Here is a 24,027-nt window from a genome sequence, read left to right as displayed (position 1 = left end):
CTTCGGGGTTCCGCAGGTGAAGCGCTTCAGGGCTTGCTGGCGGGGGCGCCAGCAGGGTCGGGCAAGGGCGCGGCGCGGGCCCCGGACCGGTTCTTGATGTCCTGCTGCAGTTGCTGGCGGTGCTGGGCGGCATCGCGCAGTTTTTCATCGTAACGCTTGCGCTCATCGGCCGCCGCCTGGGCCTTTTGTGCCCGCTCGGCGTCTTCCTTTTGCGCTTGCTCGAGGCGACGCTGTTGCTCCTGGCGCCGGCCGGCGCGCTCTTGCGTCTGGTTGACGCTGTCGACGGCCTTCTTTTCGGCGTTGAGCTGGCGGTCCTGCTCGGTGCGCTGGGCCTGCTGCTGGCGGTTCAACAGGTCGATGTCGCGCTCGGGCGAGGACACCTTTTCCTCGATGCGGCGCAGCTGCTCACCGGCACGCAAACGGCGCTCGCGGTCATTGAGCTGGACTTCCTGGCGTTTCAGATCGGACAGCACTTCGCGGTGCTTGACACGCGCCTCGGCCAGACAATCGTTGACCGCAAAGCGCTGGTAGCAAGCCGACTCGACGGCCTGCTGGCGGCCCATCTCGGCGGCCCGCTCGCGCTCGATGCGGCTGCGCTCCTGCTCGACCGTCGGGGCCTGAGGCGCCAGCGGCGCCACGGTGGGGGTGGCGGCCACAGCCGAGGCAGCGGCCACCCACAGCAGTGCCAGTCCCCCGTGACGGAGCCAGCCGATCATGTGAGTCGCGTGTCGACCACGCGCCGTTCCAGGGCCAGGAACTCGGCCGAACGCATTTCGTTGAGGCGCGACACGGTGCGGGGAAACTCGTGCGACATCGGGCCTTCGGTGTACAGCTCCTCGGGCGGCACCGCGGCCGACATGATGAGCTTGACGCGGCGGTCGTACAACACGTCCACCAGCCAGGTGAAGCGCCGCGCCTCCGAGGCCATGCGCACAGGCATGTGGGGCACGCTGCTGAGCAGCACGGTGTGGAACTGGGTCGCGATCTCGAGGTAGTCGTTCTGCGAACGCGGCCCGCCGCACAGGGTCTTGAAGTCGAACCAGACCACGCCACCCGCTTTGCGCAGTGCGTGGATCTCACGCGACTCGATGCGCATGATCGGGTCTTCTTCCTTGACCTCGGCCAGGCGCTCAAAGGCCTCGCGCATGTCGGCATCGGCCTTGGCCCCCAGCGGGGTCATGTAGGCGTTGACCTGTTCGAGGGTGCGGCGGCGGTAGTCGGTGCCGTTGTCCACATTGACCACGTCCATGCGCTCGTTGAGCAGCGCAATCGCGGGCAGGATGCGGTCCCGGTGCAGCCCGTCGGGGTAGAGCTCGTCGGGCTTGAAATTGGAGGTGGTGACAAACCCCACGCCATTGTCGAACAGGGCGACCAGCAGGCGGTGCAGGATCATGGCGTCGGTGATGTCCGCCACGTGGAATTCGTCAAAACAAATCAGCTTGTAGCGCTTGGCAATGCGGGCCCCCAGCACATCCAGGGGGTTCACCGTGCCTTGCAGGCCCACCAGTTCGCGGTGCACCTCGCGCATGAACTCATGGAAGTGCAGGCGCACCTTGCGGCGCAGTGGGACGGCATTGAAAAAGCAATCCATCAGGAAGCTCTTGCCCCGCCCCACCCCGCCGTACATGTACACACCACGCGGGATCTGAGGCCGGTTGATCAGCTTCTTGAGCGAGTTCGAGCGCTTTTCCTTGTACTCGGTCCACTCATTGGCGCAACGCTGCAGGGCCTCGACGGCCCGCAACTGCGCGGGGTCGCTTTTGAAACCCCGCGCCTGGATCTCCGCCGCGTAGGCGGAGCGAACGGCATCAGTTCCCGTCATGCGTGTCAGAAGTTCAGCGTGCGCTTGTCAACGGCCAGCGCAGCTTCCTTGGTCGCTTCGGACAGCGACGGGTGAGCGTGGCAGATGCGGGCGATGTCTTCGGCGCTGGCCTTGAACTCCATGGCCACCACGGCTTCGGCGATCAGCTCGCTGGCCATCGGACCCACGATGTGCACGCCGAGGATCTCGTCGGTGGTGGCGTCAGCCAGGAACTTGACCATGCCGGTGGTGTCGCCCAGGGCGCGTGCACGGCCGTTGGCCAGGAATGGGAAGGTGCCGGCCTTGTACTTGACGCCGTCGGCCTTGAGCTGCTGCTCGGTGCGGCCCACCCAGGCGATTTCCGGGCTGGTGTAGATGACCCAGGGGATGGTGTTGAAGTTGACGTGACCATGTTGGCCGGCGATGCGCTCAGCCACGGCCACACCTTCTTCTTCGGCCTTGTGCGCCAGCATCGGGCCACGCACCACGTCACCCACGGCCCACACGCCCGGCAGGTTGGTCTTGCAGTCGCCGTCCACCACGATGGCACCGCGCTCGTCGAGTTGCAGGCCCACGGCTTCGACATTGAGGCCGATGGTGTTGGGCACGCGGCCGATCGAGACGATCAGCTTGTCCACGTCCAGCGACAGGGCTTCGCCCTTGGCGTTGGTGTAGGCCACGCTGACGCCCGCGTCGGTGGTCTTGATCTCGCCGACCTTGACGCCGAGTTCGATCTTCAGGCCTTGCTTGTCGAAAGCCTTCTTGGCTTCCTTGGCGATCTGTTCGTCGACCGCGCCCAGGAAGGTCGGCAGACCTTCGAGGATGGTGACTTCAGAGCCCAGGCGACGCCAGACCGAACCCATTTCGAGGCCGATCACGCCCGAGCCAATCAGTGCCAGCTTCTTGGGCACGGCGTTGATGCGCAGGGCGCCGTCGTTCGACAGCACCTTGACTTCGTCGAACGGGGTGCCCGGCAGGGCGCGTGCGTTGGAGCCGGTGGCGATGATGATCTGCTTGCCGGTCAGGGTTTCGTTGGCGCTGCCAGCGACCTGGATTTCATAGCCGCCGTCCACCGCCTTGACGAAGGAGCCACGGCCGTGGAAGAAGCTGACCTTGTTCTTCTTGAACAGGTACAGGATGCCGTCGTTGTTCTGCTTCACAACGGTGTCCTTGCGACCGATCATCTTGGCCACGTCGATGCTGACGTCCGACACCTTGATGCCGTGGTCGGCAAAGTGGTGGTTGGCGTGCTCGAAGTGCTCCGACGATTGCAGCAGGGCCTTGGACGGGATGCAACCGACGTTGGTGCAGGTACCGCCGGGGGCCGGGCCACCCTTGTCGTTCTTCCACTCGTCAATGCAGGCGACCTGGAAGCCCAGTTGGGCCGCGCGGATGGCGGCGATGTAACCACCGGGGCCGCCGCCGATCACGATGACGTCAAATTGTTTGCTCATAAAAATCTCTTGAATCAGTTGAAACAAAACCCACCCGGCTGCGCGTCAGCCGAGGCGACAACCGGAGTGGGTTAGGCGGACCGGTCAGGCCGGTCCGCTGGGTTCACTCAAACCCGCTCAGATGTCGAACAGCAGGCGCGACGGGTCTTCCAGCGCTTCCTTCATGGCGACCAGGCCCAGCACGGCTTCGCGGCCGTCGATGATGCGGTGGTCATAGGACATGGCCAGGTAGTTGATCGGACGAACCACCACTTGACCGTTTTCGACCACGGCGCGGTCCTTGGTCGCGTGCACGCCCAGGATGGCCGATTGCGGCGGGTTGATGATGGGGGTCGACAGCATGGAGCCGAAGGTACCACCGTTGGAGATCGAGAAAGTGCCACCGGTCATCTCTTCGATGCCCAGCTTGCCGTCCTTGGCCTTCTGGCCGAATTCAGCGATCTTCTTCTCGATGTCGGCGAAGCTCATTTGGTCGGCGTTGCGCAGGATCGGCACCACCAGGCCACGCGGCGAACCGACAGCGATACCGATGTCGAAGTAGCCGTGGTAGACGATGTCATTGCCGTCGACCGAGGCGTTCAGCACCGGGTACTTCTTCAGGGCGTGCACCGCTGCCTTGACGAAGAAGCTCATGAAGCCGATCTTCACGCCGTGTTCCTTGGTGAACGCGTCCTGGAACTTCTTGCGCATCTCCATGACCGGGGCCATGTTGACTTCGTTGAAGGTGGTCAGGATGGCGTTGGTCGACTGCGATTGCAGCAGACGCTCGGCCACGCGGGCACGCAGGCGGCTCATCGGCACGCGTTGTTCCGGACGGTCGCCCAGGTTCGGGGCAGCCGGAGCGGCCACTTGCGGCAGCGACTTGGTGGGCGCGCCGGTCGGGATCACCGACGGAGCGGCAGCAGGCTTCACGCCTGCGGCGACGGCACCCAGCACATCACCCTTGGTGACGCGGCCGTCCTTGCCGGTACCGGTCACGGCACCGACCGACAGGCCGTTGTCGGCCAGCAGCTTGGCGGCGGCGGGCATGGCCACGTCGGCCTTGGAAGCCGAAGCCGCAGCGGCCGGGGCGGCCGCGGGGGCGGCAGCAGCGGCCGGAGCCGCGGCGGCGGCGGGCGCCGCAGCGCCGGCCTTGCCTTCGGTGTCGATGCGAGCGATCAGCTGATCGGCGGCGACGGTGGCACCGTCGCCTTGCACGATTTCAGCCAGCACGCCCGAGGCGGGCGCCGGCACTTCGAGCACGACCTTGTCGGTTTCGATCTCGATCAGGATTTCGTCGGCGGTCACGGCTTCGCCGGCCTTCTTCTTCCAAGTCAGCATGGTGGCTTCGGCCACGGATTCAGACAGCTGGGGGACTTTGACTTCTACGATTGCCATTTCAATTCTTTCAGTATCTTGTTCTGGTTCGAGGGGGCAGAGACGACCTTACTTGGTCAGCACAAAACCCTTGAGCTTGGCGAAAGCGCCGTCGACCAGCGCCTTTTGCTGTTCCTGGTGCAGGTGCGAGTAACCCACGGCCGGCGAAGCAGACGCTGCGCGGCCCGAGTAACCCAGCTTCTGGCCGTCCAGCATGTTTTCGTGGATGTAGTGCTGCACGAAGAACCAGGCACCTTGGTTTTGCGGCTCGTCCTGGCACCACACGATGTCGGTGGCGTTCGGGAACTTCTTCAGTTCGGCGGCAAAAGCCTTGTGCGGGAACGGGTAGAGCTGTTCGACGCGGATGATGGCCACGTCGTCGGCGCCCTTTTCTTCGCGCTTCTTGGCCAGGTCGTAGTACACCTTGCCCGAGCAGGCGATGACGCGCTTGACCTTATCGGCCTTCTTGAGCACGTCTTCCTTGTGCTCGCCAATGACGGTCTGGAAGCTGCCCTTGGTGAATTCGACCAGCGGCGAAGTGGCGTCCTTGTTACGCAGCAGCGACTTGGGCGTCATGATCACCAGCGGCTTGCGCAGGTTGCGCACCATCTGGCGGCGCAGCACGTGGAAGATCTGGCTGGCGGTCGTCGGTTGCACCACTTGCATGTTGGTGTCGGCCGACAGCTGCATGAAGCGCTCCAGGCGGGCCGAGCTGTGCTCAGGGCCTTGGCCTTCGTAGCCGTGCGGCAGCATCAGGGTCAGGCCGTTGACGCGGCCCCACTTGACTTCACCCGAGGCGATGAACTGGTCGATCACGACCTGAGCGCCGTTGGCGAAGTCGCCGAACTGGGCTTCCCAGATCACCAGGGTGTTGGGGTCGTTCGAGGCGTAGCCGTACTCGAAGCCCAGCACGGCTTCTTCGGACAGGATCGAGTCGATGACCACGAACGGAGCCTGGTTCTCGGCCACGTTTTGCAGCGGCACGTAGGTGCCGGTGTCCCACTTCTCACGGTTTTGGTCGTGGATCACCGCGTGGCGGTGTGTGAACGTGCCGCGACCGCAGTCTTCGCCCGACAGACGGACCGGGTAGCCGCTGGCCACCAGGGAGGCGAAGGCCATGGTTTCACCCATGCCCCAATCCACCGGGATGTCGCCACGGCCCATGGCGGCGCGGTCGTCGTAGACCTTCTTGACCAGTTGGTGCGGGGTGACGGTGGCCGGGATCTTGGTGATCTTTTCAGCCAGACGGTGCCATTCAGCGGCCGGGATGGCGGTGTCGCCCGCGTCAGTCCACTTCTTGCCCAGGTAGGGGCTCCAGTCCACAGCGAACTTGCTCTTGAAGTTGGTCAGCACCGGATCGACCGTGTGACGACCCGCGTCCATGGCCGCGCGGTATTCCTTGACCATTTCGTCGCCCAGGGTCGCGCCCAGGCCTTGGGCCGCCAGCTTGTCGGCGTACAGCTTGCGCGTGCCGGGGTGGGCAGCGATCTTCTTGTACATCAGCGGCTGGGTCAGGCTCGGGGTGTCCTGCTCGTTGTGGCCCAGCTTGCGGAAGCAGGTGATGTCGACCACCACGTCTTGGCGGAACTCCATGCGGAACTCGAGCGCCAGTTGCATGGCCAGCACGACGGCTTCAGGATCGTCACCGTTGACGTGCAGCACCGGGGCCTCGACCATCTTGACGATGTCGGTGCAGAAGGCGCTGGAGCGCATGTCGCGCGGGTCGCTGGTGGTGAAACCGATCTGGTTGTTGATGATGATGTGCACCGTGCCGCCCGTGGTGTAACCACGGGTCTGGGCCAGGGCCAGGGTTTCCTGGTTCACGCCTTGGCCGCCGAAGGCCGCGTCGCCGTGCACCAGCACCGGCAGCACTTGGTTGCCCAGCGGGTCGTTGCGGCGGTCCATGCGGGCGCGCACCGAACCTTCGACCACCGGGTTGACGATTTCCAGGTGCGAGGGGTTGAAGGCCAGCGACAGGTGAACCGGGCCGCCAGGGGTGGTCACGTCGGAGCTGAAGCCTTGGTGGTACTTCACGTCACCGGCCGGCAGGTCTTCCGGGGCGGTGTGGTCGAACTCGGCGAACAGGTCCTTGGGCATCTTGCCCAGGGTGTTGACCAGCACGTTCAGGCGACCGCGGTGGGCCATGCCGATCACGATTTCTTGCACGCCCTTGGCGCCAGCCGACTGGATCAGTTCGTCCATCGCGGCGATGAAGCTCTCACCGCCTTCGAGCGAGAAGCGCTTCTGACCCACGTACTTGGTGTGCAGGTAGCGCTCGAGGCCTTCGGCTGCGGTCAGGCGGTCGAGGATGTGCTTCTTCTTCTCAGCGCCGAAGTTCGGCTTGCTGCGAATGGTTTCAAGCTTCTTTTGCCACCAGGCCTTTTGGTCCTGGTCGGTGGTGTGCATGTACTCGGCGCCGATGGTGCCGCAGTAGGTTTCACGCAGCGCGTTCAGCAACTCGCGCAGAGACATGGTCTCCTTGCCGAAGAAGGTGTTGCTGATGTTGAAGACGGTTTCCTGGTCAGCGTCAGTGAAGCCGTAGTAGGAGGTCTCGAGTTGCGGAATGTGAGCGCGTTCGGTGCGCTTGAGCGGATCCAGGTCGGCCCAGCGTGCGCCGACATTGCGGTAGGCAGCGATCAGCTGCTGGACCGCGGTGCGCTTGCGGCCCATTTCGGCGTCGGCGCTGGCCAGGACGACCTTGGTCTGACCTTGCTTGGCGCGCTCGGCGAAGGCGTTGATGACGGGCAGGTGGGGCACGTCGCGGGCGTTGGAGCCGTCGACAGCAGGCACGTGCTGCAGGGCGTCGAAGTAATCGCGCCAGGTGTCGGGGACGCTACCGGGGTTGGCCAGGTAGTTTTCGTACATCTCTTCGACGTAGGGCGCGTTGCCCCCGAAGAGATAGGTGTTGCCTTGGTAGGCTTGGTAGACAGACGAAGAATCGCTCATATTCCGCTGACCTCCGCTTCCCTGAGGGAAACATTAGCTGGTTAGTAAACCTTCCGCGACACGGCTGAACCGGTTGGCGGATGCGACAGTGGCTGGGGAAGGGCCTTAATGCGGACGCGATTGTGCCACTAATCCCGAGGCAGGGACAGGACTGTCGGTTCGGTCTTGGTGCGGGGAAGTACGTAGAGGACGCCACCCAGGTGCACCCAAGGCCCTGCCCCACCGCCTCTTGGACGGCCTTGCACAGGGCTGGGGCAGCGGCACCGGGTCGGGGCATGACGGGGGTCAAGCCGCCCCCGAAGCAAGGTGTGGCAGGGCTCAGCGCGAGGCGGCAGGCGGTGCGTCGGGCGCCGGGCCAGCCTGCGCGGGGGCCTGCGCCAAGGCTTCGGCACGGGCCTCGGCGGATGCGGCCTCAGCGGCCTCGGCGGCTTGCTCGACGGTCAGGTAACCAGCACTCAAGCCACGCTGACGCACCAGCGTGCGCATCAACCAGCGGTTAAAGGCCCCACCACCGGCCAGGTAATGGTCGGTGAACTGCCGCTCCTCGGGGCCCCAGCGGGTTTTGGACACGTCACGGCCCACCGACAGGTTGACCTGCTTCAGGCCCTGGGCCTGGGCCCACTGAATGGCCTCGCTGACCAGGGTGGTCATCACGCTGAAGCGGCCCCAGGCCGGCTCGTAGCCCGAGTAGTACAGGTACAGCGACTGCTGGGTCACAAAAGCCAGGCGCATGGCCACCGCCTGTTCGCCCACCCGCAGCACCAGCAGACGCAGGCCGAGGGCGCCACCGGCTGACGCCTGCGACAGCAAGCCGTCGATGAAACGCCGGTGTTGCGGGGCCTCAAAGTAGTCGGGGTGTGCGATGGTGTCGGCCTGATCGGCCCGCAGGCCATGCAGGCGGTAGTAGTCGGGCAGCAATGCGCGCAGCTGGTCGGGCTCGCTGAGCACCTCCAACCGAGCCGACAGCCCCTCACGCGCCAGCGAGTTGTAACAACGGCGCAGCGATTCCTTGATGTTGCGCTTGAGGCCTGTTTTGAAGGTCGGCCAGTCGCTGCCCGGGGTCAACACGTAGTTGGGCACCTCGCGCAGCCCGAGTCGGGCCAGCTGGGGGCGGCGCGCCAGCTCCTGCATCAGCAGCTCGGTGGGCAGGATCACCTGGTGCATGCCGGCGTGCTGGGCCACCCAGTCCAGCCATTGACGGGCGACCGCGGCCTCGTGGCCGGGCAAGACCAGCGGCGCGCGCAGCTCGGTGAGGTTGGGGTCAGCCCCCAGCGGACGCCATTGGGTCAGCAAGGCCAGCGGGCCCCAGCCCGACACCGAGCGCACCAGGGGCAACACGCCCACCAGACGCCCGCGATCACGCCAGACAAACAGCGTCAGGTGGTCACGGCGCCAGCGTGTCTGCACCGCAAAGGTGTCCCACCAGGCCAGGCACCACTCAGGGGTCTGAAAAGGCAAGGCGCTGGGGACCTGGGCCAGCAGGCCCAGCCAGTCGGCGCGGATCGGCGCCAGATCGGCGGGGCCGGTCACGGTCAGGCGCTGCAGCGTCAGGCCTGCAGCGGGGTCAGGAGAGGGCGAAAAGCTCATGCAGACGGGGCGTTGGAGAGGCTCAAAGTATCGCCCACGTATTGAATCAAAGTTTGCAAGGATGGCGGATCGATGAACATGTGATCCGCCCCGGGCACCAGCTGCAGGGCCACGCCTGGCTGGCGCGTCAGGCGCTGGCCCTGGCGGCCGAACAGGGTCTCGAGCTCGTTGAGGCCCGCGTCGGTGTCGCCATAAATGAGGTCGATGGGCAGGGCCCGCTGTGTCAGACAGGCCACCCGCGACTGCACCGCGGCCTGCTGGGGCAGCAGCACCCAGCCGGTGGGCAGGCTGGCCTGGACCCGGCTGGCCAGGCGCAGGGCCAGCTTGGCAGCCAGGCGCCGGGTCACCCCCCAGACGTGCACCTCGCCCGCGAACAGGCGGCGCCAAAAGTCCCGCGTGAAGATGATTTGTTTGTAGCGGCCCAGGTGCTTGAGTTGCACGCCATCGCCCGAGGCGGGCGCTGCGGCCGCCCCGCCCCCTGGCGCCGGGGCTTCGAGCTCGGCGCCGAACGGCGCGCCCTGCCACAGAAAGCTCTGCAGGTTGACCAGCAGCAAACGCCCCGGGCGCGGGTCCTGCACCGCCGCCTGCAGCGCCAGGTAGGCCCCGGAGCACAGGCCGAACACGGCGGGCTGGGCCCAGCCCTGCTGCTGCAACCAGTCCAGCGCGGCCACCACGTCGTCGGTCGGGGCCTCGGTGTACATGGCCCAGTTGCGGGCCCGCTGCACCGGCAGGCTGTTGCCGTTGCCGCGCACATCGACACGCAGCGAAGCGACGCCACGCTGCGCCAGCGCCCGGGCCAGTCGCACCGCACTGCGGCTTTGCCCCGCACTGGGGTTGCCCGCGGTGCTGAGGATCAGCAGGCAGGGGGTGGCCGGGTGGCCCGCTTGCGGCTGCGTGCGGGCCCCCGGCGGGGTGCACAGCACCCCCGCAAGGCGCTGCTGCGGCCCCAGGCGCAGGGCACGCTCCGCGGCCCCGGGCAGGCTCAGCGTGGCCGAGCACACGGCGTCCGCCAGCGCCACGGTCTGGTGCGGCGCCGCAGTGATCCCGGTGTTCTCGGTATTCGCTGCACCCGCCGGATCAGCCGTCCCGGCGACGGGTGTCAGACCGGCCAACCACGCCACCAGCGCCGAAAAGGTGGCCTCCGGCACCGTGACCAAATGCGAGTACGCCCGCAACGACACCAAGTCTTCTGCGGGCTCGACGCGCCAGTCACCGGCGCCAGCCAGTTGCAGGCTGCTCACCAGCTTCTCGGCGGCACGCAGCCCCGTGTCACTGAACACACGGCCCTGCGCCGGCGGGGCTGCCAGCAAGGCCTGGGCGTCCAGTCGGGCCAGGGTCTCACGCGAGGCGGGCGACAGGTGCCAACCGTCCTGCACCAGGGCCTGGTCGGCGGCCACGGCCTGACCGCTCTTGAGGGCCAGTTCGCGCAGCGCAATCCGCCCCGACAAGACCGGTGCCAACAAGGCCAGCGCGCCCACACCCGGGCTGCGCGCCGCGGCCTCGGCCGCCAGCAAGGCACCCAGACGGTAGCCGCACAGGCTGATGGCCACACCAGGCCACTGCTGCTGCACCCAGGCCAGCAGGTCCAGCACGGTGTCCAGCGACGCCTGCAGGGCATCGGCCTCGGGGGCCAGGTCCACGCCGTCGTCCTGGTCGGGGAAGCTGAAACGCAGCACCCCCAGGCCCGCCTGGGCCAGGTCTTCGGCCAGCGCCACCAGCGGACGGTAGGCATAAAGCCCTTCGTCACCGAGGGTGTTGCACAGCAGCACCACATGGCGCAAGGCCCCGCGGGCCGGCGCGTGCCATTGCACGGGGGTGTTGTGGACCACGCCCGGCGTCATGCTGAAGACTCCGAGGGGGCGCTGGCAGCAGGCCGCGGCTGCGACGGAGCGGCCGGCTGGCCCCCCCCGTGCGCGGCGCCGCCACCGACCTCGACCGCGTCGCTGAAGCGGACCCAGCGCTCGCTGAGGCTGTTCAAGGCCCGCAGGCTGCCCCCCGCCAAGGCGGGCGCCACAGTCACCCCGTCACGGGCCTGCAGGCGAATGCACTGCTCGACCCCTGGCGGCAGGTGGAACCAGTCCACACAGGGTCGATGGCTGGCACTGTTGAAATGCAGGTACTGGCTGAAACGCGTGCCCGTGACGTACAGGGCCAACCCCTGGGCGTCGCGCTCGAGCCGGGTCTGCCAACCCAGCTCGGTGCGGGGCAAGGCGCGCTGCGGCAGGTGCACGGCCCAGCCCAACAGGGCCTGGCTGTGGGCATCGCGCAGGGTGGCGATGCTGACGTCGTGCGCCGGCGGGCCAAAGCGGTAGGCGTAGGTACTGTCAAAAAAGCGCCCCAGCAAGTCGGTGCTGCTGAAGCGGCGGCGGCCGCGCCCGGGCAGGCTGAAGCGGGCGTGCCCCTCGATGACCACGCGCTGGCCATCTCGCAAGGCCTGCAGTTCCAGCACCAGGTCCCGCGGCTCGGCGCCCTCGTGCACCACATGCAGGTCCAGGCCATTGAGCCCCTCGTCGGTGATGAGCAATTGCAGTGGCTGCCAGTGCCGGGCCAAAGCCTGCCAGACCGGCTTGGGTTGGCCGGCCTCGTCCAGCAGGCCCCAACCGGCCCCCGGACGCAGGTCACGCCACTGCCAGACCAAGCCCCCCGCGCAGGGGCTGCCGTCGCGGCGCCATTCGGAGAACACGGCCTCGGCCAGGTCGCAAGAGACGGCGCGGCCCAGGTCCAGGTAGCGCACCGGGTCTTCGCGGCGCAAGCGGGCGGGGTCGACCCCGTAGAGCGCCTGCACGTAGTGGTCGCGCACATCGTCAAAGTCCCAGGAGGCGCCCAGATCGCGCGGCGTGCCGCGCTTCCAGCGGCTGTCGAGCGGGTGGCGCGCCAACTCGGCCGACAACTCCGCCTCGGCGGGCACATGGGCGAGGGCCAGGCATTCGCTGGCAAAGCGCACCTGGGACCGCCGCGCGTCGTCCAGACCCCGCATGTAGGCCCCCACACCGTAGTAATGGCTGACGCCGTGGGCCGTGTTGAAGACCGGCGCGCCGCCCCAGGGCGTGTTGGCCACATAGGGCACATCGGGGCGTGACTCGGTGCTCAGGCGCGCCAGCAGGCCGCTGTAAATCGGGTCGTCTTCGGGCCAGTCCACGCCCAGCATCTCGGCCTGCTGCCGCACTTCGCTACCGCCGCACAGCAGGGCCAGGCACGGATGCTGACGGGTGCGGTCCAAAAAGCAGCGGGCCTCGGCCTCGAGTTCGGCCAGGAAAGTCGCATCGCGCCCCGGGTAGTCAAAATTGGCCAGCATGAAGTCCTGCCAGACCAACAGCCCTGCCCGGTCGCAGGCGCGGTAAAAAGCCTCGTCCTCGTACCACAGGGTGCCGCCGACGCGGACCATGTTCGCGCCCCCGTGCACCAGGTGATGCACCTGCGCCGACAGCTGCACCGGGTCGGAACGCAGGCGCAGCAAGTCGGTCGGGGTCCAACACACGCCGCGGCAGAACACCGGCACGCCGTTGACCTGCAGGCTGAAAGCGCCGCCCTGCTGGTCCAGGGTGAGGTGGCGAAAACCCACCTCGCCCAGGTCCTGGCTCAGCCCCGGCTGCCCCGGCACCGCCACACGCAAGGCATGGCACACCGGCACGCCATGGGTGTGCGGCCACCACAGCGCCGCCCCAGGCACCGGGCCATCGAACCCGTGCGACCCATCGGCTTGAAGCACCAAGGGCAGGGACTGCCCGGCACAGGCCAAGGCCGCGCCCTGCCCTTCGGCCGGGCCGCGAAGGCGCACCGACAGCCAGGCCTGGCCGGCCCGGACATCGGCTTGCAGGCTTTGCACCGCCCATGCGGCGTCTGCCGCGCCCTGGGCCTGGAAGTGCACGGGCCGATACGGCCCCAGCGGCGTCCATTCGGGGCACCACCCAGGCATGTGGCCCAGCAGGGTCTGGCGCGCGTCGCGCAGGCTGGCGGGTTGGATCATGCGCGGGCGCCAGCGCGCGCGCCCGCTGCGCTTGGGCCAGGCGGCGCCGCCGCGCACCGCGAGGTACAGCTGGGTGTCCGGCTGCGCCGCGACGGCCAGCGTCAGGGGCTGCCCCATTTGCTGGTGGCGGGCCAGGCACTCGGCGCCCAGCCAAACCTCGACCGTGCCCGCCAGCCCCTCCAGGTGCAAGGTGCCCGCGGGGCTGGCAGGCCAGTCGCAGCGGTACCAAAAATCGCGCCCATCGAGCGCACGCGGGGCTTGCAAATCCAATTGCCCCGCCGCGGCCAGGGCTTCGCACACCGTGCCTGGCACGCTGGCCGGCCACCAGGGCCCCGCGCCAGTCGGCGGTGCCGGCCATTCACCTGCTGCGGTTTCCAGCAAGACCCAATCGGACAACTGCGGGGCCATGGTTCAGTGCACGTGGGCGCGCAAGCCCGCCATCACGGCATCCCAGTGGGCGGCGATGTCGTTGAGGATCAGGCCCGAGTCATCGGGCCGCTGCCGCGCCACCGCTCGCACCACGCGGAACTGCATCAGCTTGGCTTTGGCCGCGATCTGGTCGCAGTGCGCGGCCAGGGGCTGCAGCGCGGGATCGCCGAGCCACTGCAGGAACGCCTCCAGCAGACCGAACACCGCACCGAACTGGCGAAAGTGGTTGAAGGCGTAGAGGTGAAAGTAGTCGTTGCCCCGCGCGATGACGCGGGCCAGATCGGCGTCGTATTGGCGCTGGTAGACCCGGAAGGGGTTCTCCACCGGGGCCCCAGCGAGGTGACGCGCCAAGGCCTCGCGCGCAGCTGCTTTGAGCGCCTCGCCCTGCAGCGCGGGCTGCTTGCGCAGCAGGTACTCGGTGTACGGCAGCAGGGCCCCTGTGGCCTGACGGTCCTGCGCATCGACCGCGAACAGGGCCGCGTAGTCGGCCCCCTCCAGCGTGTAGAAGCCCGAGTTGTGGAAGTAGCTCAGGGTCTGGCGCTCGGGGTCGATGGCCTGGATGCCCACCGTGGTCTTGCTATGCTCGCGGTGGTACGAGGTGCCCGCCGTGTCCGGCAGGTGGTAGCCGTCCAGCTCCACCAGCACCAGATGGCCGCGCGCGACCTGGGTCACGATGTGGTCCTGCAAACGGTCGTACAGGGCCAGTTCGCGCAGCACCAGCCCGTACAGGCGGCTCAGGTCGGTGGCGTCGAACTTGCAGAAGCTGAACTGGTCGCCCTCAAAGTCGAGCTGCACCAGGGCGCCCATCAGCGCCTCCGGGGCCAGGCCCAGGCTGTGCAGGTAGCCGATCCACAGGTCCAGACTGCAGTTGGACTGGGGCCAGTGGCGCTCGGCGGCGTGAACAGGGTGCGGGGTGAAAACAGGCGCGACCGCGGGCATCAAAACCCTCCGAGCACCGCTTGCACCTCGGCCGGCCAGGCCTTGGGGTCGAAACCGTGGTGGCGGAACAAGGCCAGGGTGATGCGCTCCAGGCCGAAGCCCACGCAGGCGGTGTGGGCCACTTCGTCGCCCGGGGTGCGCAGCGCCCAGATCAGGCCGAAATGGTCCATGTGGTAATTGAAGCTCAGGCAGGCGGTCGGGTTCTCTTCGCTGTTGACCGGCACCAGCAGTTCGAACTTCAGCTTTTGCTCGCGCTGGCTGGCGGCCAGCACGCGGCCCGCCCGGCCAAAGAAGGGGTCGTTGGCGACGTCGATGATCAGCGGCAGCGCCAGCGAACGCATCATCTTCTCGCCCTCTTCGAGCCAATGCTGGCGGAAGGCCAAGACCTGCTCGGGCGTGCCCATGCGCACGTACTCACGCATGCGGAACAGTTGCAGGCGGGTCGGCTCGAGCGAGGGCTCATGGCGGAAGCAATACGACAGCAGATCCAGCGTCACCCCCTGCTCGCTCAAGGGGCCACGGCGCGCGATCACCGGGTACGAGGGGTAGCAGGCGGCCGGCGTCAGCACCACGCCCGAGGCTTTCTGGCCCTCGGTCCAGTCCTTGCCCTCGGCCACGCAGTCCAGCACGCGGCGGTGCTCGCGCTCGTCGCCACAAAAGCAATGCACGGTGCCGGCAAAGTGCGGGAAGGTCTTGAGGTATTCGCTTTCTTCGAAGTTCTGCTGCGAAATCGCCGGCGGGAAGCGCATCACCTCGGCCTGCTGGGCCGCACCGTGGCGGCTGATCAGGCGGTCGAGCTTGTCGAGGATGTCCTCAAACACGCCACTCTTGCCATACAGGCCATCGACCCCCATGGGGATCAGGTGGCCGGCGGCAATCAATTGCTCCAGGAAAGTGGGGGTGGCATCCATGTCAGGCAAGTCCAAACTGCAAAGGGTCCAGCAGCAGGAAGCTGCTCATGGTTTCGATCAGGCGAGCGTTGTTGATCATCAGGGGCGCGGAATGCAGGTCACGCAGGTGGCGACCCAAAGCGGCCGGGCTTTCGGTGCGGTAGCCCGCAAAGCCAACCGTGCTCAGCGATTGCTGAACCACGGCCAGGCAGCCCTCCGACATGGTGCTCTTGAGCAGCGTCAGGTCCGTCGTCAACGACATCGGCAACGGCCCGTTGCCCGTGGCCAGTGCGGCCTCGAAGCGGCTGATGGCCGATTGCAAGCGCGCATGCAGCAACTGCATCTGCGCCACCAGGTCAGGCAACTGGGTCGCAGCGGCGGGCAGGTTGCCGCCGGCGGCCTTCATGGCGGCACGCAGGTGGGCGCGCACCCGCAGGAGCGCGCTGTTGGCAATGCCAAACCAAACGCTGGCCCACAGGATGTGCGAGACCGGCAGCATGGTGTTGGCGATGATGTCGGCAAACGGGGCCTCGAAGATCTGCTCGGCCGGGGCCTCGGCGCGGATCATGAAGGCATCACTGCAGGTGCCGCGCATGCCCATCGCATCCCACTGCCCCGTGCGCTCCAGCTGGTACTGGTCCTTGAGCACGGTGACCATGACCTGCCCATTGGGCGGCGCCTGTTCATCGGCACGCGCGGTGATCAGCAAGGCGTCGGCATAGGCGCCATACGACACCACCGAGCCGTGCTTTTGCAAGGTGAAGCGGTCACCGTCGCGCTGCACCGCTGCGATGGAGCGGCGGATGTCGCCCCCCACCCCGACTTCGGAGGTCACCGAGCCCAGCAGCAGCGCCTCTTTGACCACGCGTTGCTGGAACGCGCGGTACCAGGCGGACGAGCCCGCGTGGTGCACCACCGAGGACAGCTTGATCTGGTGCATGGCGAAGATCATGCCGCTGGCGCCGCAAGCGGCGCCAATCTGTGCGCACATGGCCGCGATCTCGCGCAGGCTGTGGCCGGGACCGCCGAGCTCGGTCGGCACCCACGCCCCCAGCAGGCCGGAGTCTCGCATGGCTTGCACGGCCTCCGCGGGGAAGCGGCCCTCGCGGTCCACTTCGTCCGCATGGCGGGCTGCCGCGGTCGCGATGGCCGTGGCCGCAGCCCGCCAGTCGGACGCAGGCCGCTGGCCCGACGTGGGCGACGTCAGGTCGCGCTCCATGACGGCGCTCATGCCGAATGCTGCTCGGCCTGCAGCTTTTGCAGCACGGCGGCCAAGGCAGAGATGCTGGAGAAAGTGGCGCGGTTGAGGTGCTCGTCGGGGATCTCGACGTCAAAGCTGTCCTCCACGGCCAGCATCACGTTGACGATGGCCAGGCTGTCCAGGCCGGCGGCGAAGAGGTCCGCGTCATCACTGAGCCCCTCGAGGGCTTGAGCCAAGCGGCCTTGCTTGGCGAAAATTTCACGCAATGTGTTGTTCATGATTTATTGGGGGAAATCGGGGTCGCGATTCAGCAGGGCGGTCTGCGGAAGCCTGCTGCTGAAAAGTACAACATGCCGCCACATTGGTAACAAAATGCTTCGGCGATCATAGCGCCATCCCCCCCCCCTTACAACCGAAGGCCAGGGCGGCCGCGCCCTGCGCAGACAGCGTTTGGTGAACTAATTGACGCCGCGCAGAAGGGATACAAAAGTGATACTTTTCAACCCCAACGCCGGTGGCGTTTCAGATGGGTCGCGCGGGTCCCGCCCCACTTCAGAACAGACTGCCTTGCGTGCTGTCGGGCCGCGCGCTGCGGGATCGCCTCGCGGTCGGTGGCAGACCGCTCGTGCGCGATCCGTGCTGCTGTTGGATCGCCGCCGCCTCGGCCCGCGATTCGGGCTGCTGGCGCAAGGTGTACAGCTGCTGCTTGATGGCCGCCACCGCCTGGCGCTCATCCACCAAGGGCGACGGGTAAGCCGGCGTGCCCCACTCGGGCAACCACTGCCGGCGGTAGTGACCCAGGGGGTCCTGGTCCAGCGCCTGCTTGGCGGGCGAGTAGATGCGCAAGGTGTTGATGCCCGTGGTGCCCGACTGCATCTGCATCTGACACCAGTGGATGCCAGGCTCAAAGTCCAGGAACTGCCGCGCCAAAAACAGGCCCGGCGCACGCCAATGCAGGCCCAGGTGGTAGGCCGCAAAGCTGACCAACATGGCACGCATGCGAAAGTTGAGCCAACCGGTGGCGCGCAACTGGCGCATGCAGGCGTCGACCATGGGGTAACCGGTTCGCCCTTCGCACCAGGCCTGCAGGCGCTCCTGGTCCACGCCGTCGGGATGCACACCGTCGCCCGCGCGCAGCCCGTCCACCGAACGGGCCAGGTTGCGCCATTCGAGGTTGGGCTGGTCCTCCAGCTTCTGCATGAAGTGGCAATGCCAGCGCAGGCGCGAGGCAAAGCCCCGCAGGCCATAGGCCAGCGCCCGGTCCGGCGTGCCGAGCATTGCGGCCTCGGTGGCCTGGTGCACACAGCGCATGGACAGCGTGCCAAAGGCCAGGTGGGCACTGAGGCGGCTGCAGCCCGACTCGGCTGTCAGGGGGCTGGACAAGGCACGCCGGTAATCGCGCCCGCGGCCACCGAGAAAGCTGTGCAGGGTTTCCCAAGCCACCGCCTCGCCCGCGGGCGGAGGCGTCAGCAGGGGCGGTGACAGCCCCAGGGTGGACCAGGTCGGCAAAGGGTCAGGCCAAAGCCCCGGCGGGCCCTTGAAGCCGCGCACTGGCGCCGCCTCGGGGGCGTCCATGCGCTGCGCCCAGCGGCGGGCCCAGCCGGCACGCGAGCGCAGGCGCCGCACCACCCCGGTTTGGGTCCACTCGCGCCAGAGCACGCCTTGTTGACGGCTCCAGGCCGCCACCGCGAGGTCGCGCGCGTAGCTCCAGCCCGGACCGGTCTCCTCGTGGCTGAACAGGTGGGTGATGCCGTGCTCACGGCGCAAGGCCTCCAGCACCGACACCGCCTCGCCCACGCGCACCAGCAAGGGCAGACCCAAGGCAGCGAGTTCGTCCTGCAGCGAGCGCACCGCATCGAGCAGGAACGCCACATGGCGCGGGTCGCATTCAGGGCTGCCCAACCAATCGGGCTCGATCAGGACCAGCCCGATGGCACGCTCGAAATGCTGCGCCTGCGCCAGCGGCGCGTGGTCACGCAGCCGCAGGTCGCGCTTGAACCAGACCAAGGCCGTCGGGCCAGCGTCAGCCACCACAGCGCTCACCCCGACTGCAGCAGGGTGTCCTGCACCGAACCGCGCGCTGGCACCGCCTGCTTCCACCACGCCGAAAACGAGTCACAGCGGCGCGCCACCGTCAGGAACACCGACGGGGCCGGTGCCCACTCGACCCCCGCGGCCTCCTCGGGCAGCCAGGGCACCAGGTGTGGATCGGCCACACAGCGCACCCGACGGGCTCCGCCCAGGGCGTGCGCGAGTTCGGCCGCGCTGCCAAACCAACGCAGCGCAGCCAACTCCGCGAGGCGCTGCCCCACAAAGTGCCAGCGCCGCTCGCTCCAGGGGTGCTGGCGGTGAAAATCAGCCACCGCCACCCCGACCACCACAGCGTCGGCGGGCAGGTCCGCAGGCAACGTCCCCAGCTGCCACGGGTGCACCAACCACACCTCGCGCCCCGCCACCAAGTCGGGCTGCGGCGCTGTGAAACCCAGCGCCTCGGGCGGGTGGCTGCACAAGGGGGGTTCGCTCAGACCCGGTGCCACCCCGGGCGGCGCCTGTGGCGCACGCCATGCCGGATCTCGGGCGCGACGGTCCAGGGTCTCGTAGTCGGTGTCGAGCAGCGTGCCGGGGCTGTGCCAGGCCTCGGGAGCAAAACGGGCGACGTTCTCGGCATTGAACACATAGGGCTTGTGGCTGCCGGTGCCGGCCACCCACTGCCAGCTCATGAAATTGCTGGCCAGGTCGCCATCCAGCAGATGGCCATACAGCCAGTCGGCCCCGACCCGCCAATGCACCTTGCACTGGTGCACCACATGGCTGGCCAGCCACAAGCGCGCATGGTTGTGCAGGTAGCCGGTCTCGTAGAGGGCACGCACCGCCTGGTCCACCACCGGCACGCCCGTGCGCCCCTGCCGCAGGTCCTCAGGCAAAGCCCGGCGGTAGGCCTCGTCAGGCAAGGGCCCGGCATGCAGGGACACCCCAATGCCCGCGCCCCGATGGGCCCAGACATGGCGGTAGTACGCGCGCCAACCGAGTTCAAACACCAGTTTGTCCTGCACTTGCAGGGGCTGGCGCGAAGCCACCGAGGCCAGCACGTCGGCACTGCTCAGCAGGCCGTGCGTGAGGTACGGCCCCAACCCTGTGGCACCGGCCCCCAGGTGGTTGCGGGTGCGTGCGTAGACCTCGGCATCGACCGCGTCGAGCCGCGCCCAGGCGGCGGACAAGGTGGGCTCAAACACCGTGCTCATGCAGCCCCTTTGGCGCGCCGGCAGGCATCGGAACAGTACTTGACGTCTTCCCAGGTTTTGGCCCAACGCCGACGCCAGGTCATGGGGCGACCGCAGACCGTGCAGGGCTTGCTGGGCAAGGTGGATTTGTTGCCACGGAAGGTGGAGGGTTTGTCGGGCATGGCTCCGGTCCTGAGGCGCCGGTTCAGGCAAAGTAGCCCCGGCGACGGCGCTGATGGTAGCGGCGCTCTGCACACGGTGCAGCCCAGGGCGCAATAACCCCTGGCACGCGACCCGGTCACCCGCAGCGGTGGTACCAGCCGCCACACCGGCGCCAGTGACGTGCCTTGCCTTGCCTTGCCTTGCCTGCTGAGGCCCAGCCCGGAGTCGACCGAACATCACGTCCGAAGATCGTTTTCGGACCAGGCAAAGAAAAACGGGCCTCAGCTTTTGGCTGAGACCCGTTGGTCTTCGAATAAAATGGTCGGCGTGGCGGGATTCGAACTCGCGACCCCTTGCACCCCATGCAAGTGCGCTACCAGGCTGCGCTACACGCCGACAAGAATTAAATTATATATCGGTTTTCAGGCCTCTTCGGCGAGAAGCTCAAAAATCTCAACTAATTCTTGCCGCAGGCCTTGCAGCTCATGCGGCGGCACAGCGAGCAGGACCGCCGAGGCGTCGTCGCTCAGCGCGGGCGCACGCACCAATGCCCCTTCGCCTTCGCCTCCCGCCAGCCCCCCAGCCGCCGCGCTCCCTCCCCCGGCAGCGGCGCCCTCTTGCAATTTGTTGCGAGCGCCACTGATGGTGAACCCCTGGTCGTACAGCAGGTCACGGATGCGGCGGATCATCAGCACCTCGTGGTGCTGGTAGTAACGCCGGTTGCCGCGCCGCTTCATGGGGCGCAGCTGGGTGAATTCCTGCTCCCAATAGCGAAGCACATGCGGCTTGACGCCACAGAGTTCGCCCACCTCACCGATGGTGAAGTAGCGTTTGACCGGAATGGGGGGCAAGGCGTTTGCCATGGGAATCTCTGACGACACGGAAAGCTTTTAGGGTACTTCAGCGGGGCCGCAAACACCAGCCAGCTGACGGGGACATTCGAGAGTTATTTACGGATTGACGAAGTGGCCCGGGCTCATTCCGGGCGGTCAATTTTGCAGCACAGACGGCTTGGTGAAGCCAGACAGCGCTGGGCGCCAACCCAACCACAGGGTGGGCCCCGCCCGGGTGCACGCACAGACTGGCAGCCAACAGGCCTGGCCGGGCCACCGCAGCACCCGGCCGAGATCAGCCGCACACCCTGCGCGGACCAGGCCGCACAGGCGCTTGCAGCGGTGCCGGGGGCCTCAGACCTCAGGGCGGGCGGTGACGCGCATCGCCCAGACTGCCGAGCGGCACCCAGCCCGCCCCATCAGCTGGACTCGCCCTGGATCTGCTCTTTGAGCTTGTGGCTGGCGTGGAAAGTCACGACGCGGCGAGCCCGGATCGGGATCGCCTCGCCAGTGCGCGGGTTGCGCCCGGGCCGGGGGGCTTTGGTGCGGATCTGGAAGTTGCCAAAACCAGAAATCTTGACGTCCTCACCACGCACCAGGCTCTCCGACACCAGGTCGAAGAAGGCGTCCACCATGTCCTTGGACTCCCGCTTGTTCAGGCCGATTTGCTCGAACAAGAGGTCGGCCAGCTGCGCCTTGGTCAGCGCCGGGGTTTCCAGGTCGTCGACCGCAAATTCGATTTCGGGGCTCACCATGGCACTGTTCACCTGGTCAAACACGCAAACGTGCACCGGTGTCGGCAGCCAGCTGCTGCAACACGGCCTGCACGGCGGACTCAATTTGCTCGTCGGTCAGGCTGGCCTCACCACCATGCAGCGTCAGGCGAATGGCCAGGCTCTTCTCACCCGCAGCCAGCCCCGTCGAGGCCGGTGCACCGTCCTTCTGGGGTTTGGGGCGGTACAGGTCGAACAGGGTCACATCGCGCAGCAAGCCACCGGTCGCGGCAGCGCGGATCGATTGCTCGATGGCACCGAAACTCACCTGGTCGGCCGCCACCACCGCGATGTCGCGCGTCACCGGTTGCAGACGCGACACCGACTCAAAGGCCGGCACCTGACGCGCCAACACGGGGTCCAGGGCCAGTTCAAACAGCACCGGCGAGGACGCGAAGCCCCACTTCTGGCGCCAACGCGGGTGCAGTTCACCGACATGGCCAATCACTTCGCCATTCAGGTGCACGGCAGCCGTGCGCCCCGGGTGCAAAGCGGGGTGTTCGGCCGCGACAAACGAGGGCTTGAACGGGGCCAGCAAGGCTTCCAGATCCCCCTTCACGTCATAGAAGTCCACCGGACGTTCGGCCAGGCCCCACTGGGTGCCAGCCTGGGCACCCCAGGCGGCGCCTGCCACGCGCATCGGCTGGTGAAAACCCGCCACCGTGGTGATGGAGTCCACCACCGAGGCATCGCGCAGGAACACGCGGCCGAGTTCAAACACGCGCACGCGCGGGGCCTTGCGGTCGATGTTGAACTTCAACACCTGCAGCAGCGAACCGATCAGCGAAGAGCGCATGACACTCATCTGGCTGGCAATCGGGTTGAGCAGTTTGATGGGCGTCGGATTGCCCGCCAACTCGTGCTCCCAGGCTTCTTCCACAAAGCTGAAGTTGATGGTTTCCTGGTAGCCCAGGCCCGCCAGTTGGCGGCGCACCGCGAAGGGGCTGCGCTGGTTCTCGGCCCGCAGCTTGGGGGTGATCGGGGCCAGAGGCGGCGTGGTCGGCAGGTTGTTGTAACCCACCATGCGCGCCACTTCTTCGATCAGGTCTTCTTCAAGCGTCAGGTCAAAACGGTAGGACGGCGGGGTCACGGTCAACGTGCCCTCACCTTCGGCCACGTCCAGACCCAGGCGACGCAGCGCCAGGGCGCAACGCTCCTGGGTCAGCGGCATGCCGATCACCTTGACCGCCCGCGCCACGCGCAGGGTCACCGGCTGCGGGGCCGGTACATTGACGCGCACGTCGTCCACTGGACCGGCCTCGCCGCCGCAGATCTCGAGGATCAGCTGGGTGATGCGTTCGATGTGCTCCACCGTCAGCTCGGGGTCCACCCCGCGCTCAAAGCGGTGCCCCGCATCGGTGGAGAAGTTGTAGCGGCGCGAACGGCCTGCCACCGCCTTGGGCCACCAGAAGGCGGCTTCGACGTAGACGTTGCGGGTGTCGTCGGAGACGGCGGTCGAATCACCCCCCATGATGCCGGCCAGTGATTCGACCTGCTCGGCGTCAGCGATCACGCCCACCTCTTCGTCCACCGTGATGGTGTTGCCGTTGAGCAGCTTGAGCGATTCGCCCGCGCGACCCCAGCGCACATCGAGGCCACCGTGGATCTTGTCGAGGTCAAAAATGTGCGAAGGACGGCCCAGCTCGAACATCACGTAGTTGGAGATGTCGACCAGGGGGGCCACGCTGCGCTGACCACAGCGGGCCAGTCGGTCCACCATCCATTGCGGGGTGGCGGCGCGCGGGTTCACATGGCGCACCACGCGGCCCGAGAAGCGACCGCACAGGCCCGGCGCGCTGATGCTGACCGGCAGACGCTGGTCGTGCACCGCGGTGACGGCGGGGAAGCTGGGGCTTTTGAGCGGCGCACCGGTCAAGGCCGACACCTCGCGCGCAATGCCATACACGCTCAGGCAGTGCGCCAGGTTGGGCGTGAGCTTGAGGGTGAACAGGGTGTCGTCGAGGTTCAGGTACTCGCGGATGTTCTGGCCCAGCGGCGCGTCGGCCGGCAACTCGAGCAGGCCGCCGTGGTCGTCGGAGAGCTTTAGTTCGCGCGCCGAGCACAGCATGCCCTGGCTTTCGACACCGCGCAGCTTGCCCACCTTGATCAGGAAGGGCTTGCCATCGTCACCGGGCGGGAGTTCTGCCCCCACCAGAGCGCAGGGAATGCGGATGCCAACGCGCGCGTTCGGCGCACCGCAGACGATGTTGAGCAACTCAGGCTGACCCACGTCGACCTGGCACACGCGCAGGCGGTCAGCGTTGGGGTGTTGCTCGGCTTGCTTGATCTCGCCCACGACGATCTTGGTGAAGGGCGGCGCCACGGGCGTCAGCTCTTCCACCTCGAGGCCCGCCATGGTCAGGGCTTCGGACAGCTCGGCTGTCGTCAGCGGCGGGTTGCAGAACTCGCGCAACCAGGATTCAGGAAATTGCATAGTCAGAACTCGGTGAATGAGAGGCTGGGCCGAC

The 24,027-nt window shown here is 67.2% G+C and carries 18 protein-coding genes and 1 tRNA gene; all 19 read right to left on the bottom strand.

What is annotated here, in order from left to right; translation table 11 throughout:
- Nucleotides 1–26 precede the first annotated feature (26 nt).
- On the bottom strand, nucleotides 27–716 hold the full coding sequence (locus PSQ40_RS01500; RefSeq protein ID WP_273948201.1) for a hypothetical protein: 690 nt from the start codon (nucleotides 714–716) through the stop codon (nucleotides 27–29).
- Nucleotides 713–1,822 (bottom strand): cell division protein ZapE, encoded by a 1,110-nt coding sequence (zapE, locus tag PSQ40_RS01495; protein ID WP_273948199.1) that lies wholly within the window; start codon nucleotides 1,820–1,822, stop codon nucleotides 713–715. The genes PSQ40_RS01500 and zapE overlap by 4 nt, the downstream gene beginning before the upstream one ends.
- Nucleotides 1,823–1,827: 5 nt before the next feature.
- Nucleotides 1,828–3,255, bottom strand: a complete 1,428-nt coding sequence (lpdA, locus tag PSQ40_RS01490) for a dihydrolipoyl dehydrogenase (RefSeq protein WP_273948198.1) — start codon at nucleotides 3,253–3,255, stop codon at nucleotides 1,828–1,830.
- Between the two features lie 117 nt (nucleotides 3,256–3,372).
- The gene (gene odhB, locus PSQ40_RS01485) at nucleotides 3,373–4,632 is read right to left on the bottom strand and encodes a 2-oxoglutarate dehydrogenase complex dihydrolipoyllysine-residue succinyltransferase (protein WP_273948197.1); all 1,260 of its coding nucleotides are present in this window, start codon (nucleotides 4,630–4,632) and stop codon (nucleotides 3,373–3,375) included.
- A gap of 48 nt (nucleotides 4,633–4,680) precedes the next feature.
- Nucleotides 4,681–7,557 (bottom strand): 2-oxoglutarate dehydrogenase E1 component, encoded by a 2,877-nt coding sequence (locus PSQ40_RS01480; protein WP_273948196.1) that lies wholly within the window; start codon nucleotides 7,555–7,557, stop codon nucleotides 4,681–4,683.
- Nucleotides 7,558–7,875: 318 nt separating this feature from the next.
- Entirely contained in the window at nucleotides 7,876–9,144 is a 1,269-nt protein-coding gene (locus tag PSQ40_RS01475) for a GNAT family N-acetyltransferase (RefSeq protein ID WP_273948195.1), read from the bottom strand.
- Nucleotides 9,141–10,985: an alpha/beta hydrolase family protein gene (locus PSQ40_RS01470; protein ID WP_273948193.1), complete on the bottom strand. Its 1,845-nt coding sequence runs from the start codon at nucleotides 10,983–10,985 to the stop codon at nucleotides 9,141–9,143. The genes PSQ40_RS01475 and PSQ40_RS01470 overlap by 4 nt, the downstream gene beginning before the upstream one ends.
- The gene (locus PSQ40_RS01465) at nucleotides 10,982–13,519 is read right to left on the bottom strand and encodes a glycoside hydrolase family 2 protein (protein WP_273948190.1); all 2,538 of its coding nucleotides are present in this window, start codon (nucleotides 13,517–13,519) and stop codon (nucleotides 10,982–10,984) included. Before PSQ40_RS01465 ends, PSQ40_RS01470 begins: the two co-directional genes overlap by 4 nt.
- Before the next feature lie 3 nt (nucleotides 13,520–13,522).
- On the bottom strand, nucleotides 13,523–14,479 hold the full coding sequence (locus PSQ40_RS01460) for a DUF1839 family protein (protein ID WP_273948188.1): 957 nt from the start codon (nucleotides 14,477–14,479) through the stop codon (nucleotides 13,523–13,525).
- The gene (locus tag PSQ40_RS01455; RefSeq protein ID WP_273948186.1) at nucleotides 14,479–15,390 is read right to left on the bottom strand and encodes an amino acid--[acyl-carrier-protein] ligase; all 912 of its coding nucleotides are present in this window, start codon (nucleotides 15,388–15,390) and stop codon (nucleotides 14,479–14,481) included. The genes PSQ40_RS01460 and PSQ40_RS01455 overlap by 1 nt, the downstream gene beginning before the upstream one ends.
- A gap of 1 nt (nucleotide 15,391) precedes the next feature.
- Nucleotides 15,392–16,600 carry an acyl-CoA dehydrogenase family protein gene (locus PSQ40_RS01450; protein ID WP_273948184.1) on the bottom strand — a complete coding sequence of 403 codons (1,209 nt, stop codon included), beginning with the start codon at nucleotides 16,598–16,600 and terminating at the stop codon, nucleotides 15,392–15,394.
- Nucleotides 16,597–16,848: an acyl carrier protein gene (locus PSQ40_RS01445; protein ID WP_273948183.1), complete on the bottom strand. Its 252-nt coding sequence runs from the start codon at nucleotides 16,846–16,848 to the stop codon at nucleotides 16,597–16,599. Before PSQ40_RS01445 ends, PSQ40_RS01450 begins: the two co-directional genes overlap by 4 nt.
- A gap of 274 nt (nucleotides 16,849–17,122) precedes the next feature.
- Nucleotides 17,123–18,601, bottom strand: a complete 1,479-nt coding sequence (locus PSQ40_RS01440; protein ID WP_273948182.1) for an FAD-binding domain-containing protein — start codon at nucleotides 18,599–18,601, stop codon at nucleotides 17,123–17,125.
- Between the two features lie 8 nt (nucleotides 18,602–18,609).
- Nucleotides 18,610–19,812, bottom strand: coding sequence for an FAD-binding domain-containing protein (locus tag PSQ40_RS01435; RefSeq protein WP_273948179.1), 1,203 nt, complete (start codon nucleotides 19,810–19,812; stop codon nucleotides 18,610–18,612).
- Complete coding sequence (locus PSQ40_RS01430; protein ID WP_273948178.1) at nucleotides 19,809–19,973, bottom strand: DUF2256 domain-containing protein; 165 nt, start codon at nucleotides 19,971–19,973, stop codon at nucleotides 19,809–19,811. The genes PSQ40_RS01435 and PSQ40_RS01430 overlap by 4 nt, the downstream gene beginning before the upstream one ends.
- A gap of 299 nt (nucleotides 19,974–20,272) precedes the next feature.
- Nucleotides 20,273–20,349, bottom strand: a tRNA-Pro gene (locus PSQ40_RS01425).
- A gap of 26 nt (nucleotides 20,350–20,375) precedes the next feature.
- On the bottom strand, nucleotides 20,376–20,816 hold the full coding sequence (locus PSQ40_RS01420) for a MerR family transcriptional regulator (RefSeq protein WP_273948176.1): 441 nt from the start codon (nucleotides 20,814–20,816) through the stop codon (nucleotides 20,376–20,378).
- Nucleotides 20,817–21,205: 389 nt separating this feature from the next.
- Nucleotides 21,206–21,541: an integration host factor subunit alpha gene (locus PSQ40_RS01415; RefSeq protein ID WP_273948175.1), complete on the bottom strand. Its 336-nt coding sequence runs from the start codon at nucleotides 21,539–21,541 to the stop codon at nucleotides 21,206–21,208.
- A 16-nt stretch (nucleotides 21,542–21,557) separates the two neighbouring features.
- Entirely contained in the window at nucleotides 21,558–23,993 is a 2,436-nt protein-coding gene (gene pheT / locus PSQ40_RS01410; protein WP_273948174.1) for a phenylalanine--tRNA ligase subunit beta, read from the bottom strand.
- Nucleotides 23,994–24,027 lie beyond the last annotated feature (34 nt).

The sequence above is a fragment of the Curvibacter cyanobacteriorum genome (genome assembly GCF_028649475.1).
Taxonomy (GTDB): Bacteria; Pseudomonadota; Gammaproteobacteria; order Burkholderiales; family Burkholderiaceae_C; genus Curvibacter; species Curvibacter cyanobacteriorum.
Note: the sequence above shows the minus strand (reverse complement) of the source record. Positions and strands in the feature narration are given on the sequence as shown.

Bases quoted from the DNA above. Each gene is read 5' to 3' on its own strand.
- PSQ40_RS01445 (WP_273948183.1), bottom strand. From the start codon at position 16,848: ATGAACAACACATTGCGTGAAATTTTCGCCAAGCAAGGCCGCTTGGCT.
- PSQ40_RS01480 (WP_273948196.1), bottom strand. From the start codon at position 7,557: ATGAGCGATTCTTCGTCTGTCTACCAAGCCTACCAAGGCAACACCTAT.
- PSQ40_RS01450 (WP_273948184.1), bottom strand. From the start codon at position 16,600: ATGAGCGCCGTCATGGAGCGCGACCTGACGTCGCCCACGTCGGGCCAG.
- PSQ40_RS01420 (WP_273948176.1), bottom strand. From the start codon at position 20,816: ATGGCAAACGCCTTGCCCCCCATTCCGGTCAAACGCTACTTCACCATC.
- PSQ40_RS01415 (WP_273948175.1), bottom strand. From the start codon at position 21,541: ATGGTGAGCCCCGAAATCGAATTTGCGGTCGACGACCTGGAAACCCCG.
- PSQ40_RS01475 (WP_273948195.1), bottom strand. From the start codon at position 9,144: ATGAGCTTTTCGCCCTCTCCTGACCCCGCTGCAGGCCTGACGCTGCAG.
- odhB (WP_273948197.1), bottom strand. From the start codon at position 4,632: ATGGCAATCGTAGAAGTCAAAGTCCCCCAGCTGTCTGAATCCGTGGCC.
- PSQ40_RS01455 (WP_273948186.1), bottom strand. From the start codon at position 15,390: ATGGATGCCACCCCCACTTTCCTGGAGCAATTGATTGCCGCCGGCCAC.
- pheT (WP_273948174.1), bottom strand. From the start codon at position 23,993: ATGCAATTTCCTGAATCCTGGTTGCGCGAGTTCTGCAACCCGCCGCTG.
- PSQ40_RS01470 (WP_273948193.1), bottom strand. From the start codon at position 10,985: ATGACGCCGGGCGTGGTCCACAACACCCCCGTGCAATGGCACGCGCCG.
- PSQ40_RS01435 (WP_273948179.1), bottom strand. From the start codon at position 19,812: ATGAGCACGGTGTTTGAGCCCACCTTGTCCGCCGCCTGGGCGCGGCTC.
- PSQ40_RS01460 (WP_273948188.1), bottom strand. From the start codon at position 14,479: ATGCCCGCGGTCGCGCCTGTTTTCACCCCGCACCCTGTTCACGCCGCC.
- PSQ40_RS01465 (WP_273948190.1), bottom strand. From the start codon at position 13,519: ATGGCCCCGCAGTTGTCCGATTGGGTCTTGCTGGAAACCGCAGCAGGT.
- zapE (WP_273948199.1), bottom strand. From the start codon at position 1,822: ATGACGGGAACTGATGCCGTTCGCTCCGCCTACGCGGCGGAGATCCAG.
- lpdA (WP_273948198.1), bottom strand. From the start codon at position 3,255: ATGAGCAAACAATTTGACGTCATCGTGATCGGCGGCGGCCCCGGTGGT.
- PSQ40_RS01500 (WP_273948201.1), bottom strand. From the start codon at position 716: ATGATCGGCTGGCTCCGTCACGGGGGACTGGCACTGCTGTGGGTGGCC.
- PSQ40_RS01430 (WP_273948178.1), bottom strand. From the start codon at position 19,973: ATGCCCGACAAACCCTCCACCTTCCGTGGCAACAAATCCACCTTGCCC.